Here is a 15184-nt window from a genome sequence, read left to right on the forward strand (position 1 = left end):
GTTCAAGGTGTCAGGTTGCTGATCAGGCCCATCTCGGAGCTGCTCATTAGCGACTCGATGTCCATCAAAATCAGCAATCGTTCGTTGATGTTGGCAATGCCGGTGATGTAGGTTGTGTCCACCATTGAGGCGCTCATTTCGGGGGCCGGTTTGATCATCTGCTCGGCCAGTTGGATCACATCACTGACGGAGTCCACCACCGCGCCGACCACGCGGCCGCGCACATTCAGCACGATCACCACGGTGAAGTCGTTGATGTCGCCTTCGCCCTGGGCATTCACGCAGTTGAACTTCACGCGCAGGTCGACGATGGGCACGATCACACCGCGCAGGTTTACCACCCCTTTGAGGTAAGAGGGGGCATTGGCGATCTTGGTGGGCGGCTCGTACGAGCGGATTTCCTGAACCTTCAGGATGTCGATGCCATATTCTTCGGTACCCAGGCGGAACGTGAGGAATTCACGGCCCGATACCGCATGCTGAATTTGACGGGCTGGATTGCTCCGGCTGGACATACTGCCGGGCGCGCCGGGCCGTACCGCAGATGCTGGCTTGGGGGCGGCTACTTGAAGGGCTTCCATACACGTCCTCGAATCGAAAATAAATGGTCTCCCCAGGATGTCGGTCATTGGCCGGGAAACTTGAGCCCTGGCCGTGGGCCTGCCGGTTGCTCTCATGGTTTGATGAGTTCCCCTACCACCACGATCGACCACGCCATACCTACCTCTGACGGCGAGGCTTGGCAACCCCGGTTGCGTCGCCTGATGAAGCAAACCTTCCGCATCCAGGCCCTCAGAGAAGGGCAGGATGCCGTGATCTGCCGGGTCATGCAGGGGCAATCTACCCTGGCCGTCATGCCCACCGGGGCAGGCAAATCACTCTGCTATCAGCTCCCCGCCTTGCTGCTGTCCGGCCGCACCGTCGTGGTCTCTCCCTTGATCGCCTTGATGAAAGACCAATGCGATACCTTGCAGGCCATCGGTGTGCACGCGGTGCAATTGCACAGTGCGATGGCCGCCCCCGAGGTTGCCGAGGCCGAGGAGGCCCTGGCATCTGGCGAAGCTCGCATTGTTTTCACCACCCCGGAAAGGTTGGCGGCGCCCGAGTTCCTGACTTTGCTGAAACACCGCCCAACCAGTCTGCTGGTGGTGGACGAGGCGCACTGTGTCTCTCAATGGGGCCACGATTTCCGTCCCGCATTTTTGGAAATATCGGCCGCGCGCTCCTCGTTAGGCCAGCCCACGCTGCTGGCGCTCACCGCGACTGCCACCCCCGACGTCATCGACGACATCGCTCGGCAGCTGGACGCCCCAGGATTGGGCGTGGTGAACACCGGCATTTACCGCGCCAACCTGCGGTACGAAGTCAAACAGGTGGTGAGCGAGGAAGAAAAAATGACCACAGCCCTGTCATTCTTGCAATCGACCACAGGCTCGGGCGTGGTCTATGGTGCCACTGTCAAGACTGTGGAGCATGTGTACCTGGCTTTGAAAGACGCAGGCGAGTCGGTCACGATGTACCACGGCCGACTTCCCAAAGCCGAGCGCCACGCCAACCAGGAGGCCTTCATGCGCAACGAAGCCAGGGTGATGGTGGCCACCAACGCCTTCGGCCTGGGCATTGACAAGCCCGACACCCGTTTCGTTTTGCACTACCAGATCCCCTCGGGCCTGGACGCCTATTACCAGGAGTCGGGCAGGGCAGGACGAGACGGCCAAGCGGCCACCTGCTGCTTGCTGTACCTTCATCGGGACCGGGCTGTGCAGCGTTTCTTCATGGCAGGGCGCTATCCAGATCTGCAGGACATCGACGCCTTGTGCCGCGCCCTGGTTCAAGACCCGCCCTCAGGCCAGCGCTGGACGCTGCCCTGGCTGCAGCAAATCTTGAACCGGCCGTCCAACAAGCTGCAAGTGGCTTTGAGGCTGCTTCGCCAGCAGAAGATCGTGGCGCAGAACCGGACGGGCGAATTGCGTTTGCTGCGCCGTGGCTTGAGCGATGCGGCCATGGATCAGTTGCTTGGCGCCTATCGCGTCAAACGTGAGCACGACAAGGCCTTGCTTGAGCAAATGGTGTTTTATGGGCAGACCGGCCTGTGCCGCTGGAAAGTCCTTCAAGAGCATTTCGGTGAAGGCGCGGACTTTGAGCGTTGCCGCACCTGCGACAACTGCCTTCGCCTGAGCGCCTTACAGCGCCAGCAACCCTCAGCACCCATCGAGCACCCGATGGCCACCCAGCTGGCCTCTCCGCATGCGGCTTTTGCCGAAAACGATCTGGTGCGCGTGGCCCGCTACGGGCAAGGCACCGTCACCGCTGCCGATGCCGAAACCGTCACCGTGAAGTTCCCCTCGGGTGACTCCCGCTGCTTCGTGGCCACCTGTGTGCAACCCGCCAAATCGCGACGAAAGAGTGCGTCAACAGCATGAGTGTTAAACCGTCTCCCCACAGCGTCATCCGCATTGGCATATCAGGTTGGCGCTACGAGCCCTGGCGTGGTGTGTTCTATCCCAAGAAGCTGGTGCAGCGCCGTGAGCTGGAATTCGCCTCCCGCGCCTTGCCCAGCATTGAAATCAATGGCACCTTCTACGCCATGCAAAAGCCCGAAAGCTTTGCGCAATGGTTTGAGCAGACGCCGGATGATTTTGTCTTCAGCGTCAAGGCGCCCAGGTACATCACCCACATCCGCCGATTGGAGGATGTGCGCCAACCCCTGGCCAATTTCTTTGCCTCTGGCGTGTTGCGCTTGCGTCAAAAGCTGGGACCAGTGTTGTGGCAGTTTCCGCCCAGCTTTCACTTCGATGCGGACCTGATGGAGGCTTTTCTGAAAGACCTGCCGCATGACACCGAAGAAGCGCAAAAACTGGCCAGGCAGCGCGACGCTTTCATGGCCAAGCGGGAAAGCCTGGAGATCGACGCGAACCGGCCCCTGCGTCACGCCATCGAGATCCGCCACGAGAGCTTTGCGACCCCGGCTTTCATCAAAATGTTGCGCCAGCACCGCGTGGCGCTGGTCGTGGCCGACACGGCTGGCAAATGGCCTTATCTGGAAGACGTGACCGCCGACTTCATGTACTTGCGCCTGCATGGCGATGCCGAGTTGTACGCCAGCGGGTACACCGACAAGGCCCTGGACCATTGGGCCGCGCGCATGGCGGTCTGGTCGCAGGGTGATCAGCCCAAGGATGCCCACCTTGTTGATTCAAACCACACGCCGCCCAAGCGCGCACACCGTGACATCCATTGCTACTTCGACAACGACATCAAGGTCAGGGCCCCTTTCGACGCGGTCACCTTGATGGGAAAACTGGGCATTTCGACCTTCCTGCCCCCTGAACAAGGGGTGTTGTTAAACGCTTCCTGACACATGGGCCAACGGGTTTCGTATAAATTGACTGAAACGTGTTTGTGCACACATCAATATCATTTACCAATCCAGAGGACAGTGATGAACATCAGAAATGCAGCGCGCGCGGCGCTCGTGGCGGCGTCGGTTTCAATGGTGGCCCTGGGCAGCCAGGCAGCCACCTACACATTTGGCACTTTGTTGTCAGGCAATGGTCCGCAAGATCTCAATCTGGCCACGCTGACAGTGACCCAAAGCGGCAATGACCTCAATTTCTCGTTGTCGGCGAAAGGCCTTGACCTGCTGGGCCCTGACTCTTTCCTGGGTGCCATCGCGGTCGACGGTCTCAAGACTGGTTCCATCTCGTCTGTAGTGGGCGATTCACCCGTGGCGTTCGGCAATGGCAGCGGCCCGGGCGGGGTGTTTGACTTTCGCATTGACCTCACCGGGCCTAAAAAAGCCCGCTTGATTGACAACGAGTCGGTGAGCTGGACCTGGGTTGGTGCCAATCAAAGCCTCGATACGCTGAGCTTTGCGGCGCACATCCAAGGGGTGGGAATCTCGGGCGCGGACTCGTCGTTGTGGTACAGCACGTCGGCCGTGCCAGAGCCCGGATCCTATGCCTTGCTGGCTGCAGGCCTGGGCGTGGTTGGCATCGCGGTGAGGCGCCGCCGCCGCTGATCAACTGCTGCGGGGCATTGATCTGGCGACTTCAAAAGGCTTAAACAGCCTTTTGAAGTCGCCTTTTTCGTTCAGACGTTGAACAAGAAATTCAGCACATCGCCATCCTTGACGATGTACTCCTTGCCTTCCGCGCGCATCTTGCCCGCGTCTTTCGCGCCTTGCTCGCCCTTGAAGGCGATGAAGTCATCAAAAGCGATGGTCTGGGCCCGGATGAAGCCGCGCTCGAAGTCGGTGTGGATCACGCCAGCCGCCTGAGGCGCCGTGTCGCCGATGTGGATGGTCCAGGCGCGCACTTCCTTGACGCCTGCCGTGAAGTACGTTTGCAGGCCCAGCAGCTTGAAAGCGGCACGGATCAGGCGGTTCAAGCCCGGTTCGTCCTGGCCCATCTCTGACAGGAACATGCTGCGGTCTTCATCGCTCATCTCCGACAGCTCGGCTTCGGTCTTGGCGCAAATGGCCACCACGGGGGCGTTCTGCTTGGCAGCGTATTCCTTCAGACGGTCCAGGAAGGGGTTGTTCTCGAAACCGCTTTCGTCCACGTTGCCCACGAACATGGCGGGCTTGGCGGTGATCAGGCACAGCGGCTTGACCAGCACCAGTTCTTCCTTGGTCCAATCAATGGAACGCACGGGCTGTGCCTGGTCCAGCGCGGCTTGGCACTTCTCCAGCACCTTGACCAGCGCGGCGGCTTCCTTGTCGCCTGAGCGAGCGGTTTTGTTGTAGCGATGAAGGCTTTTTTCAACCGTGCCCAGGTCGGCCAGGCACAGCTCGGTCTGGATGACTTCGATGTCGGAGATCGGGTCGACCTTGCCGGCCACGTGGATCACGTTGTCGTCTTCAAAGCAACGCACCACATTGATGATGGCGTCGGTTTCGCGGATGTGCGAGAGGAACTTGTTGCCCAGGCCTTCGCCCTGCGAGGCACCCGCCACCAAGCCGGCGATGTCGACGAACTCAACAATGGCCGGCACGATGCGCTCGGGCTTGACGATGTCCGACAGGCCAGCAAGACGCAGGTCGGGCAGTTCAACGATGCCCACATTGGGCTCGATGGTGCAGAACGGGTAGTTCTCGGCGGCAATGCCGGCCTTGGTCAGCGCGTTGAAGAGGGTGGACTTGCCGACGTTTGGCAGACCCACGATGCCGCATTTGAGGCTCATGGACGTTCCTGGACTGGAGGGTGGATAACCCCCCATTTTACCGGTGATCGCGTGTTTGCGAGCTCAGTCCGACTGAGTTGCCCAATATCCAACCTCTTCCAGAAGCTGTTGGCGGTCCACCGGTTTGGTCAGAACATGATTCATGCCGGCGTTCAGGCACGCACTGCGGTCTTCCGAAAAGGCATTGGCCGTCAGGCCCAACACAGGAACATCCAGCGCTGCTGCGCCTGCTTCGCCCAGGCGAACGCGGCGTGTGGCCTCCAGGCCGTCCATGCCCGGCATGCGCCAATCCATCAGCACCACATTGGGTGTGTGCTGGCGCAAAAATGCCAAAGCCGCTGGGCCCGTGTCGGCGGTGAACACCGTGGCCCCGGCCGCGCGCAACACCTCGGCGGCCAGCATGCTGTTGACGGGATCGTCGTCTACCACCAGCACCTCGGTGCCTTTTAGATCAGGCCTGCCCAAGACCCGGCGCGCAGGCACGCGGGCGTCATCGGCCAACACTGCCAGCGGCAAATCGATGTCGATGCGGGTGCCTTGGCGCTCACGGCTGTTCACGTTGATGGTGCCTTGCATCAACCCCACCAGCTCCTGGGTGATGGTCAGGCCCAGGCCCACGCCACCGTTGGTGCGTGTGCTGTTGGTGTCTGCCTGGAAAAAGGCCTCGAACACGCGCGACTGTTCTGACTGGGACATGCCTTGCCCGGTGTCGCTGACCGACAGCCGCACGCCAGCCACCCCATCCAGGGCCTTGGCCGGGCTGGGGCCCATGCTGAGCGACACATGCCCCCGATCGGTGAACTTGATGGCATTGGCCAGCAGGTTGATCAGAACCTGGGTGAGCCGCAGTTCGTCGCCCATGCGGTTCAAGGCCAGACTGGGGCTGACATGGCGCCGCAACTCCAGGCCCTTGACCGTGGCTTGGGGTGACACGGCTGCCAGTGCCTTGTCCGCGATCGCCGACAAGTCAAACGGAGCCAGCACGGGTTCCACCTTGCCCGACTCGATGCGCGACAACTCCAGCACCTGGTCAATCAAGGTCAGCAGGTGCTGGCCGCTGCTGTGGATGGTCTGGATCAGCAGCGCATCACGCGGGTCGCGGGCGCGCTCGGGGTGGTCGGCCAACAGATCGGCCGACACCAGCATGGCGTGCAAAGGCGTGCGCAACTCATGGCTCATGACCGCCAGGAAACGGCTTTTGGCCAAGGACGCGGTCTCTGCCGCGTCACGGGCCTGGGCCAGCTCGGAGGTGCGCTCCTGCACCCAGGCATTCAAGGCATCCCGCGCATCGGTGGGGCCGTGGGGATCGCCCGCGACCACCAGGCTGACGCCATGCTTGAGGCGTGTGACGCTGAGCAGGCTGACCAGGAAGGTGACCTGCATCAACACGCCATTGACCACCAAGGACCGGACCACACCGGACCAAACCTCGTCTTGCGCGCCAACTTCCAGCACCCAAGCCGGAATGGCCACCAGCGCCAGCAGCGCAATCGACAGGCCGACCGCCCAGCGCCACGGCCAGGCAATGTGCATCAGCAAGGCCACCACGGGCATCCACTGGAAATTGGTGGCGATCCAGTAAGGCGAGGCTGGCTGCTGGTTGAAGATCAGGACGCTGAGTGAGCCCACCACGAAATACAGGCACACACCGGCCACTACCACGCGTTGCGTCAGCATCAGTGATTGCGGATTGCGGCGCAGCATGGCCCACATCCACAGCAGCAGCAGGGCCAGCAGGGGTTGGGCCCAGCGGTCATGGGGTGTGCTGATGCCCGCCGTCAATTCGCTGCCCCATACCAGCAGGCAGGCGACCGCCGCGATGAGGTAAAACCCAAGCGCGGTTTTTCGTTCAATCAAAGACAAGAACCGGTCGCGGCGCATTTCGCCGGGCGGTTCAGGCTGTTTCACTTGATCCAATGCATGTCCCTGTTCATCGGTCAGAAAATGTCACTTACCCGACACTTGATGGTGTCTTGCTTATTCGGCCATTGGATTACCTAGAATCCCTAGATGACGATCAAAAAATTCGACGTGTGTATCAGCGGTTCGGGTGCTGTGGCTCGCGGCCTTGCTTTGGCACTTTCCAGCAACGGCTGGCGTGTGGCCTGGGCATGCGCTGAACAAGGCGGTCAGGCCAAGGCGGAGGATATTCGAACCTACGCCCTGAATTCCCGCTCTGTCGCATTATTGGAGCGGCTGCGCATCTGGCCAGCATTGCAATCGGCGTCCACCCCGGTGCACAACATGCAGATTCGCGGCGATGGGAGTGGGCACTTGGCCTTCTCGGCCTGGCAGCAGTGCGTGTCGGAGCTGGCGTGGATCGTGGACGCGGCCGCCCTGGAGCGTTTGCTGGGCGAAGCCTTGAAGTTCGCCCCGCATGTGACCGTGGTGCCGCCTTTGGCCGAGGGCTCGCCACCGGTGGATGCCGACCTGTTGGCCATTTGCGAAGGCAAGCATTCAGCCACCCGCGCCGCCCTGGGGGTCGATTTCAAGAAGGCGGACTACGGCCATTGGGGCGTGGCCGCGCGTTTGAGCAGCACCCAGCCCCACCAGGGCGTGGCCCGCCAGTGGTTTCGCTCACCCGATGTTTTGGCCTTGCTACCGTTTCACGACCCGGTGCCGGGCTCGTCTTACGGCCTGGTCTGGTCCTTGCCCCAGGCTCGGGCCCAAGAAGTCATGGCGCTGGCCCCGGCCGAGTTCGAAGCCGCCTTGCGGCAGGCGCTTGACGAGGTTGATCCAGGGGCATCTGCCGTGGTGGGCACCTTGTCCTTGAGGTCGCACGTGGCGGCCTGGCCCTTGGCACTGGCCCAGGCCGAACGCTGGAGTGGCCCGGGGTGGGTCCTGCTGGGCGATGCCGCTCATCAGCTTCACCCCTTGGCCGGCCAAGGGCTCAATTTGGGCTTGGCCGATGTCGACACGCTGGTGTCCACCTTGACCGAGTCGCGCCGCATGGAGCCTTGGCGCACCGCAGGCGATGAACGTTTGCTTCGGCGTTACGCTCGGCGGCGCGAGCTGCCAACCCGCGCCATGGCCGGGGTCACCGATGGCTTGTTGCGTCTTTTTGCCGATGATCGGGCACCATTGAGGGAACTTCGCAACACCGGCATGGCTCTGTTAGATCAAATATCTCCTGTCAAACGCTGGCTGGTCAGCCGCGCGCTTGACGCCTGAATTCAAATAAGGTTCCTGTCATGAATCGCCTCTCCGTTTTGAAATCCCCGCTGCAGGCCATCTTGGGCGTCGGCATGGTGCTGTTGGCGTCATCCGCGTGGGCTGGCGAGTTGTCGCCCGCGCAGTTGGCGCAGCTCAAGCAAAGGCTGACTCAAAATCTGCCCGACTTCCCCCCCATCGACTCGGCGCAAACCACGCCCATGTCGGGCTTGATTGAGCTGCGCTCTGGCAACAACATCATCTACACCGACCCCAAGGGCGAGTTCATCATCCAGGGCAATCTGGTGGAAACCAAAACGCAGCGCAACCTCACTGAAGAGCGCATGGACGAGATCAACCAGATTGATTTCGCCAGTCTGCCCCTCAAGGACGCCGTGGTCTGGAAGAACGGCAACGGCAAGCGTCGCATGGTGGTGTTCGCCGATCCGAACTGTGGCTATTGCAAACGCCTTGAAAAAGACCTGCAGCAGGTCAAAGACGTGACCGTTTACACCTTCGTGGTGGCCATCCTGGGTGATGACTCCAAGGTCAAGGCCAACAACATCTGGTGCATGAAGGACCGCACTCAGGCCTACCGGGACTGGATGCTGGCTAACACCGAGCCGCCCAAGGCGTTTGGCATGTGCGCCACGCCCACGCAGCGCAACAATGCGCTGGCCCAGAAGCTGCGCGTGAACGGCACTCCGTCCATGTTCTTTGAAGATGGCACCCGCTTGCCTTCTGCCGCGCCGGTCAATGTCATTGAGCAGCGACTGACCAAAGCCACCGCCAAGGTGGGCGGCGCCTCCTGAAGCTGTTTCACTGGCCGAGCAGCTCAGGGGCCTGCTCAGGGGCCCGCTCCATCTGCAGGTCCATGTAGGATTTGTCGTTCGCCCGCACCATGATTCGCACCGGGAGGTACTGCAGTCCAGGCGCGAACCAGATCTCGACCGGCAAAACACCACCTTCTGTGGACATCTTGCGGGGCTTGACGTGGAAGGTGGGAACTTTGCCAATGGGCGTGTCCAGCATTTCTTCGCCGATCACGTCGTAGGCAATGATCTCCAGGCGCTTGGGCAAGGCCAGTGGGATGTAAATGGTGTTGCCTGGGCGCAGGAGGTCGGGCTGCATGATGAACTGGTAGGACAGTTGGATGAACTGGCTGGCAGCGTCTTGCATGCCCGGGATGCGCTGCAGTTTCTCGCCTGAATCCAGCACCACATCCTGATCATTGAAGACCACGGTGCGGGGGGGCGATGTTTTGATCAGCAAGCGATTGACTTGTTCAAAGCGCTTAGGGGACAAGCCTTCCGGGGTGATGGTGCCTGCGCTGATCAGATTCCATGAGCCAATGGGTGCAAAGCTGGGCCCGATCGTGGTGTCCACGCGAACCTGGTAGTCCATGCCTTGCCGAACCCACTCCACCTTGGCATTGCCATGCACGTCGCCACGGAAGTACCCGCGGACCTTGTAACTGACTCGGGTGGCCAAGGGCCAGACAAAGGGTGGGCCCGTGGGTGTGCTGGGCGCACTGGCCGATGACACCACGGGCATGGGTTCGGAAGCAGTTGGTTCGGGGGCACTGCTGGCTTCGGCCACGGCGACAGCTGCCTCCGCGGTCTCGGACGCACTGGCTCCCTCATCCGGCGGTGGCGGTGCTGGCTCGGGGGCCGAAGCCGTCGGAGCCGGGGGCTTGGGTTGGCGTTTGCGCGAGGCTTTTGGGGAAGCCCGTGGCTTGGCGGGCGCGGGCGCGGCCACAGGTGGATCGCTGAGCTTGAGCTCGCTCATGGCCGTGGCTTCCATCGGCTTGATGCCGGAGGTATCGCTGGGCTGCATGTCGGTCAACAACGAGGCCATCGACCATGTCAGCCAGGCGTGCAAGCCCATCACCCCGAGGATGATGAGCAGCAACCACCAGCGACGTGACCCCGACTGCAACATGCTCAGTATTTAAGCCATTGGTGCCGTCGTTGTGCCGTGCTGGCATCCAGATTCTCGGTCAGCGCCAGGGCAATGATCTCGCCGCTGGCGCCTTTGGGGCCAGTCGCAGAATGGGCCGACACCAGCGCAGGCAGAGTGAGCGTCAGCATGGCCTGGTCCCGGCAGATCAGCAGAGCTTGAGGTTGCCGCTCGTTGTGCCACAAGGCCAGGTCATCGTTTTTGCGGAGGCGCCACCCGTCCAGGGCAATCAGTTCATCGGTGGCGCTCAAGCCTGCGCTTTCGGCCACGCTGTGGCGCATCACCGCCTGAACCTTCAGGTTACCCCCGGCATCGCTGAGCCGCACCCCCAGTCGCTGAGCCAGGGCGGCAGGCTTGCTGACCCAGGTCACACCGGCAGTGCTCAGCAGGGATTTCAGGGGCAGCTCGTCGGTGTCGTGCACCCAGGTGTGCAAGAGCTTGGCCCAGGAGTGGGTGGTGGCCCAGGCCGGTGGTCCGCCTGGTGCTTCGTCCTGCAGTGCCTGAACGATGTCGGCCTCCTGAATGGGCCGATGCAACTGCCACAAGCGCAGCATCACGCCGTCCAGCGATGGCGTGTTCTTGCCATCAGCGGGGCATTGGCGCAGGCTGAGGTCCAGACAAAGGCCCACCAGCGATCCCTTGGTGTAGTAGCTCACCGTGGCATTGGCGGTGTTCTCGTCGGGGCGGTAGTAGCGTGTCCAGGCGTCGAAACTGGCCTGGGCCACGCTGTAGCGGTGCCTGCCTGGCGTGGCCTGCACCTGGTTGATGGTCTTGGCCAGCAACCTGACGTAGGTCTTGGCGTCGATCAGGCCTGTGCGCAGCAGGAACTGATCGTCGTAGTAAGACGTGAAGCCTTCGAAGAACCACAGCAATGAGGTGTAGTTCTCTTGCGTGAAGTCATAAGGCGCGAACTCGGCAGGCTTGAGCCGTTTGACGTTCCAGGTGTGGAAGTACTCGTGACTGATCAGTCCCAGCAAGGTCTGGTAGGCCTCGGTGTTGACGGGCCGACCATGGCGGGGCAGGTCGCGGCGCGCGCAGATCAGGGCCGTGCTGTTGCGGTGCTCCAGGCCGCCATAGCCGTCATCGACCGCGTTGAGCAAAAACACGTAGCGCTCAAAAGCGGTTTTGCGGCGGCCATGCCAGAAGGCGATCTGCGCCTCGCAAATGCGTTGTGTGTCGGCCAGCAGTCGGGGGCCATCCAGGTCTGCGGTGGCTCCTGAGACCACGAACTCGTGAACCACACCCTTGGCCGTGAACGTGCCGCGCCAAAAGGTGCCCAGCTCGACAGGGTGGTCCACCAGGCTGTCATAGTCAGGGGCCTGGTAGTCGCCCAAGCCATGTGCATTGACCTTCACGGGGGGCAGCCCGGTGGCCACGCCCCAGCCCTTGGGAAGCCCGGTGATTTTCAGCCTCTGTACTTGGTCCTCGAACCCATCGGCCTTCAGGAACACACTGGTACCGTTGAAAAACCCCCGGCGCGAATCCAGAAAAGCTGCGCGCACCGAGTTGTCAAAAGCGTAGACCTCGTAGGTGACCGTCAGAGCGCCTTTGCCGGTGCAATCAACCACCCAGCTGGATTTGTCCAACTGCTGGACCTCCAGCACGCGCTGGCCTTGCTGCGCTGACAGCGGCGACAGGTGCTTGGCGAACTCGCGCACCAGGTAGCTACCGGGTATCCACACCGGCAAGCTCAAGCGCTGCCTGGCCTGTGGCTGCGCGATGCGCAAGGTGACCAGGAAACGATGGGCGTGGGCGCTACCTACCTCAATGCGGTAATCGATCATGGGGGCGTCTCTCAAAGTTGGGCGGCGGCCAGGAAGCAGCTCAGGCTGGCCACCAGGGTGAGCCTGAAACGCAGCTTGAGCCAGCCAGCCGCGCCCAGTTCCGGATAGCACTTGCGGTCCACCAAGTAGCAGCCGATCAGCAGGCCGCCCAGGGCGGCCAAGCCGGCATGAGGCGGCATCATCAGGGCCAGCCAGGCCGCCAATGAATAGACCACGCCCCAGATCAAACCCAGCTTCTGTGCGGGCGAAGCGGGCTGGTCATAGCCCTGCCGCAGCATGCTCAACCCCCAGGGAAGGCCGCCCAGGAAGGACACCACCAAGGCCGCGTAGCTGGTGAAGGCACTCACCACGAAAGCAAAAGGCTGAGGCTCGATGCGGCCCACCAACAGCCACACGAACAGGGCGCCGCCCACAAAGGGAATCAGTCCGGCGTGGCCCAGTTTGCGGGCCAGTTCGTTGGGTTCTGCCAGGCCGGGGTGGGGCGATGGAATCGTGGATGAAGGAGGCGTATTCATGGATGACTGCAAGTACTCGGCATTGTGGCAAGAAGCGAGGTGCCCGGCGGGTGGTTCACGCTGACAGCCACGCAAACACGGTGGGGATGTCGTCCGGCAACGTCAGTGCATGCTTTTGCCAATGGCTGACGCGCTGGGTGCGGCTCCAGCCTTTTTCCAGCGTCAAACCACAGCTCACGCTCAGCCAGGTGTCGGCTTGCAGGTGCTTGGTCAGGGCGGACCACAGGGCGGTGTTTCGGTAGGGTGTTTCGATCACCAGCTGCGTCTGGCGTGCGCGGCGGGACAGCTGGTCCAGTTCGCGGATGCGGTCACCCCGTTGAATAGCGTCCACCGGCAGGTAGCCGACGAAGGCGAAGCTTTGGCCATTCAGGCCACTGGCGGCCAGTGCCAGCACCAGGGAACTGGGGCCAGAAATCGGCACCACCGTCACGCCCAGGCGATGCGCCGCCAGCACCAAGGCAGCACCTGGGTCGGCCACGCCTGGCAAACCAGCTTCCGACATCAAGCCGACGTCGTGGCCCGCCAAGGCAGGCGCCAGCAAGGCGTCGATCTCGGCATCCGGATTAGGCGCGGGCTTGCCATCGGGCTTCTTATGGGTCTTGTTGGCGCTTTTCTCACCGCCCTTGTTGGGGCGGGGCAAAGCCTGGATGTCCAGGGCTTGCAATGGCGCGGCCAAGGGCACGATGGCATCCACGCGTTTCAAAAAAGCGCGTGTGGTCTTGGCGTTCTCGCACACCCAATGCTGCAATCGTGCCGCCGCGTTCAGCGCGCCCATGGGCAGCACATCGCGCAGGTCGGGCAATACGGCGTCGGGCCCCTCCGCCACGCAGCCAAAGTCCAGGGTATTGGGGATCAGCAGAAGACGCCCTTTGGGGCTCGCAACAGTGTCGGTTTTTGGTTTGGTGGTCATGATTGTGGGTGATGCATGGCGCGCCAGGCCAGGGGATCCAGCCCCGCTTGTCGAAGCATTTGGGTAGTGGGGATCAGCGGCAGGCCAATCAGGGCAGTGGGGTCGTCCGACTCGATGCGCTCTAACAGCACGATGCCCAATCCTTCGGATTTGGCGCTGCCGGCGCAGTCATAGGGCTGCTCGCACCGCAAGTAGGTTTCGATGTCATCGTCACTGTAGTGGCCCATTTGTACTCGGGTGGTGCTCATCAGCGTTTGCGAGTAACTCGTGCGGGGTCGAACCACCGCCACAGCCGTGTGAAAAAGCACTGCTTGGCCACGCATGGCCGTCAGTTGCGCTACCGCGCTTTCATGGTTGCCAGGCTTGCCCAAGGGTCGGCCTGCCAAGTCGGCCACCTGATCGGAGCCGATCACCACCACGTCGTCGGTGTTCAATGCCGCGACCGCGTGGGCTTTCGCCAAGGCCAGGCGCATGGCCAGATCGGCCGGGGTTTCACCAAGCAGGGGGCTTTCGTCCACATCGGGCGCCTGCACATCGAAGGGCAGGCCCAGCCTTTGCAGCAACTCTTGGCGGTATCGTGAGGTTGAGCCCAGGATCAGGCGGGGGAAAGCGGTTGTGGTCATCCCTCTATTGTCCAGCCTCTACACTACCTGGCATGAATGCACGCACGTTTTTGCCCCACAAGCTCGACTTGGGGGCTTTCATCAATGAAGAGTCGCGCCTGGAAGGGCAGTTGCCCGTGGTCGCGCTGACTCGCCTGGCCTCCGGTCTGGCACAAGACCTCGATTTGACGCCCCTTGAGCCTTTAACCTGGTGGGCTGAAGGCCGACTGGAGCCCCAGCGCACGGGTGGCCCCCAGCTGTGGCTGGATTTGCACGCCGAGGGCAACCTCCCCTGGGAGTGCCAGCGTTGCCTTCAGCCGGTGTTCATCCCCGTCACCGTGGACCACACCGTTCGTTTTGTGGCGGACGAGGCCACGGCCGCCGAGTTGGACGCGGATTCTGACGACGACGTGCTCGCGATCAGTCGCCAATTCGACCTGCTGGCCTTGATCGAGGATGAATTGATCATGGCTCAGCCCATCGTTCCCCGGCACGACGAATGTCCCACGGATGTGCAGTCTCTGATGCAATCCGGCCTGGTGGCGCCCGACGGCACGCCAGTGGATGAATTGGCGGACGAAGAATCAGCGACCGACAAGCCCCATCCTTTCGCAGTCTTGGCTTCCCTGAAAAAGGGCAGTTCCTGATTTGAATTGTCTGGCTCACTCGTGCTAGAATCTATGGTTTTCCGGGAAAGGCCCCGGGATTTATACAATTTGTCAACTTCGCAGGCTAAAAACGACTGGCGCGACGGGTATCAAGTCATTGGTATTTCGCGCTGTAAAAGTCGGTGAGAGCTTGCATCCAACGAGCCGTGAGGCTCGGTTTCTGGAGTCATCCATGGCCGTTCAGCAAAACAAAAAGTCCCCCTCCAAGCGCGGAATGCACCGTTCGCACAACGCGCTGAACACCCCGGGCACCGCCGTCGAAAGCACCACCGGCGAAATTCACCTGCGTCACCACATCAGCCCCACCGGTTTTTACCGTGGTCGCAAGGTGCTCAAGACCAAGGCTGACGCTTAATTCTTGATCGAGCCTGGCCCTGTGCCGGGTTCTTTCAAAATTCGTCAAGAAGCAAAG

General features: G+C 61.7%; 15 protein-coding genes. 7 read left to right on the plus strand and 8 right to left on the minus strand.

Annotated features, from left to right (window positions below; genetic code table 11):
* Window positions 1-2 precede the first annotated feature (2 nt).
* Window positions 3-515, minus strand: coding sequence for a chemotaxis protein CheW (locus PSV38_RS05535; protein ID WP_300546032.1), 513 nt, complete (start codon window positions 513-515; stop codon window positions 3-5).
* A gap of 168 nt (window positions 516-683) precedes the next feature.
* Between PSV38_RS05535 and PSV38_RS05540 the strand changes: the two genes are divergently transcribed.
* The 3 genes from PSV38_RS05540 (at window position 684) to PSV38_RS05550 (ending at window position 4021) form a co-directional block, all read left to right on the plus strand.
* Window positions 684-2423, plus strand: a complete 1740-nt coding sequence (locus PSV38_RS05540; protein ID WP_300545744.1) for a RecQ family ATP-dependent DNA helicase — start codon at window positions 684-686, stop codon at window positions 2421-2423.
* Window positions 2420-3358 (plus strand): DUF72 domain-containing protein, encoded by a 939-nt coding sequence (locus PSV38_RS05545; protein WP_300545747.1) that lies wholly within the window; start codon window positions 2420-2422, stop codon window positions 3356-3358. Before PSV38_RS05540 ends, PSV38_RS05545 begins: the two co-directional genes overlap by 4 nt.
* A gap of 84 nt (window positions 3359-3442) precedes the next feature.
* Window positions 3443-4021, plus strand: a complete 579-nt coding sequence (locus PSV38_RS05550; protein ID WP_300545749.1) for a PEP-CTERM sorting domain-containing protein — start codon at window positions 3443-3445, stop codon at window positions 4019-4021.
* Between the two features lie 71 nt (window positions 4022-4092).
* On the opposite strand, the gene ychF is transcribed toward PSV38_RS05550, so the two are convergent.
* Together ychF and PSV38_RS05560 are read right to left on the minus strand one after the other, a co-directional pair.
* Window positions 4093-5184: a redox-regulated ATPase YchF gene (gene ychF, locus PSV38_RS05555; RefSeq protein ID WP_300545751.1), complete on the minus strand. Its 1092-nt coding sequence runs from the start codon at window positions 5182-5184 to the stop codon at window positions 4093-4095.
* A 63-nt stretch (window positions 5185-5247) separates the two neighbouring features.
* A complete protein-coding gene (locus PSV38_RS05560; protein WP_300545753.1) occupies window positions 5248-7092 on the minus strand; it encodes a response regulator in 1845 nt (614 codons plus the stop codon).
* Window positions 7093-7194: 102 nt separating this feature from the next.
* Here PSV38_RS05560 and PSV38_RS05565 point away from each other — a divergent pair, with 102 nt between their 5' ends.
* A complete protein-coding gene (locus tag PSV38_RS05565) occupies window positions 7195-8355 on the plus strand; it encodes an FAD-dependent monooxygenase (RefSeq protein ID WP_366526642.1) in 1161 nt (386 codons plus the stop codon).
* A gap of 20 nt (window positions 8356-8375) precedes the next feature.
* Window positions 8376-9146 carry a DsbC family protein gene (locus PSV38_RS05570; protein WP_300545755.1) on the plus strand — a complete coding sequence of 257 codons (771 nt, stop codon included), beginning with the start codon at window positions 8376-8378 and terminating at the stop codon, window positions 9144-9146.
* Between the two features lie 7 nt (window positions 9147-9153).
* Here the strand turns inward: PSV38_RS05570 and PSV38_RS05575 are convergent, their stop codons facing one another.
* Genes PSV38_RS05575 through PSV38_RS05595 form a run of 5 tightly spaced genes read right to left on the minus strand, consistent with a single transcriptional unit; the run spans window position 9154 to window position 14125 of the window.
* On the minus strand, window positions 9154-10275 hold the full coding sequence (locus PSV38_RS05575) for a DUF3108 domain-containing protein (protein ID WP_300545758.1): 1122 nt from the start codon (window positions 10273-10275) through the stop codon (window positions 9154-9156).
* Window positions 10276-10277: 2 nt separating this feature from the next.
* Window positions 10278-12077 (minus strand): peptidase M61, encoded by a 1800-nt coding sequence (locus PSV38_RS05580; RefSeq protein WP_300545760.1) that lies wholly within the window; start codon window positions 12075-12077, stop codon window positions 10278-10280.
* Window positions 12078-12088: 11 nt separating this feature from the next.
* Complete coding sequence (locus tag PSV38_RS05585) at window positions 12089-12592, minus strand: DUF3429 domain-containing protein (protein WP_300545762.1); 504 nt, start codon at window positions 12590-12592, stop codon at window positions 12089-12091.
* A gap of 55 nt (window positions 12593-12647) precedes the next feature.
* The gene (locus tag PSV38_RS05590; protein ID WP_300545765.1) at window positions 12648-13502 is read right to left on the minus strand and encodes an SAM-dependent methyltransferase; all 855 of its coding nucleotides are present in this window, start codon (window positions 13500-13502) and stop codon (window positions 12648-12650) included.
* Window positions 13499-14125 (minus strand): Maf family nucleotide pyrophosphatase, encoded by a 627-nt coding sequence (locus PSV38_RS05595; RefSeq protein WP_300545767.1) that lies wholly within the window; start codon window positions 14123-14125, stop codon window positions 13499-13501. The genes PSV38_RS05590 and PSV38_RS05595 overlap by 4 nt, the downstream gene beginning before the upstream one ends.
* A gap of 32 nt (window positions 14126-14157) precedes the next feature.
* Here PSV38_RS05595 and PSV38_RS05600 point away from each other — a divergent pair, with 32 nt between their 5' ends.
* Entirely contained in the window at window positions 14158-14751 is a 594-nt protein-coding gene (locus PSV38_RS05600) for a YceD family protein (RefSeq protein ID WP_300545769.1), read from the plus strand.
* A 193-nt stretch (window positions 14752-14944) separates the two neighbouring features.
* The gene (gene rpmF, locus PSV38_RS05605; protein WP_230181541.1) at window positions 14945-15127 is read left to right on the plus strand and encodes a 50S ribosomal protein L32; all 183 of its coding nucleotides are present in this window, start codon (window positions 14945-14947) and stop codon (window positions 15125-15127) included.
* The last annotated feature ends 57 nt before the right edge of the window (window positions 15128-15184 follow it).

It is taken from the genome of Aquabacterium sp., from assembly GCF_029946005.1.
Taxonomy (GTDB): Bacteria; Pseudomonadota; Gammaproteobacteria; order Burkholderiales; family Burkholderiaceae_C; genus Aquabacterium.

Coding starts and splice junctions, on each gene's coding strand:
- PSV38_RS05535 (WP_300546032.1), bottom strand. CDS start 515: ATGTCCAGCCGGAGCAATCCAGCCCGTCAAATTCAGCATGCGGTATCG.
- PSV38_RS05540 (WP_300545744.1), top strand. CDS start 684: ATGAGTTCCCCTACCACCACGATCGACCACGCCATACCTACCTCTGAC.
- PSV38_RS05545 (WP_300545747.1), top strand. CDS start 2,420: ATGAGTGTTAAACCGTCTCCCCACAGCGTCATCCGCATTGGCATATCA.
- PSV38_RS05550 (WP_300545749.1), top strand. CDS start 3,443: ATGAACATCAGAAATGCAGCGCGCGCGGCGCTCGTGGCGGCGTCGGTT.
- ychF (WP_300545751.1), bottom strand. CDS start 5,184: ATGAGCCTCAAATGCGGCATCGTGGGTCTGCCAAACGTCGGCAAGTCC.
- PSV38_RS05565 (WP_366526642.1), top strand. CDS start 7,195: ATGACGATCAAAAAATTCGACGTGTGTATCAGCGGTTCGGGTGCTGTG.
- PSV38_RS05570 (WP_300545755.1), top strand. CDS start 8,376: ATGAATCGCCTCTCCGTTTTGAAATCCCCGCTGCAGGCCATCTTGGGC.
- PSV38_RS05575 (WP_300545758.1), bottom strand. CDS start 10,275: ATGTTGCAGTCGGGGTCACGTCGCTGGTGGTTGCTGCTCATCATCCTC.
- PSV38_RS05580 (WP_300545760.1), bottom strand. CDS start 12,077: ATGATCGATTACCGCATTGAGGTAGGTAGCGCCCACGCCCATCGTTTC.
- PSV38_RS05585 (WP_300545762.1), bottom strand. CDS start 12,592: ATGAATACGCCTCCTTCATCCACGATTCCATCGCCCCACCCCGGCCTG.
- PSV38_RS05590 (WP_300545765.1), bottom strand. CDS start 13,502: ATGACCACCAAACCAAAAACCGACACTGTTGCGAGCCCCAAAGGGCGT.
- PSV38_RS05595 (WP_300545767.1), bottom strand. CDS start 14,125: ATGACCACAACCGCTTTCCCCCGCCTGATCCTGGGCTCAACCTCACGA.
- PSV38_RS05600 (WP_300545769.1), top strand. CDS start 14,158: ATGAATGCACGCACGTTTTTGCCCCACAAGCTCGACTTGGGGGCTTTC.
- rpmF (WP_230181541.1), top strand. CDS start 14,945: ATGGCCGTTCAGCAAAACAAAAAGTCCCCCTCCAAGCGCGGAATGCAC.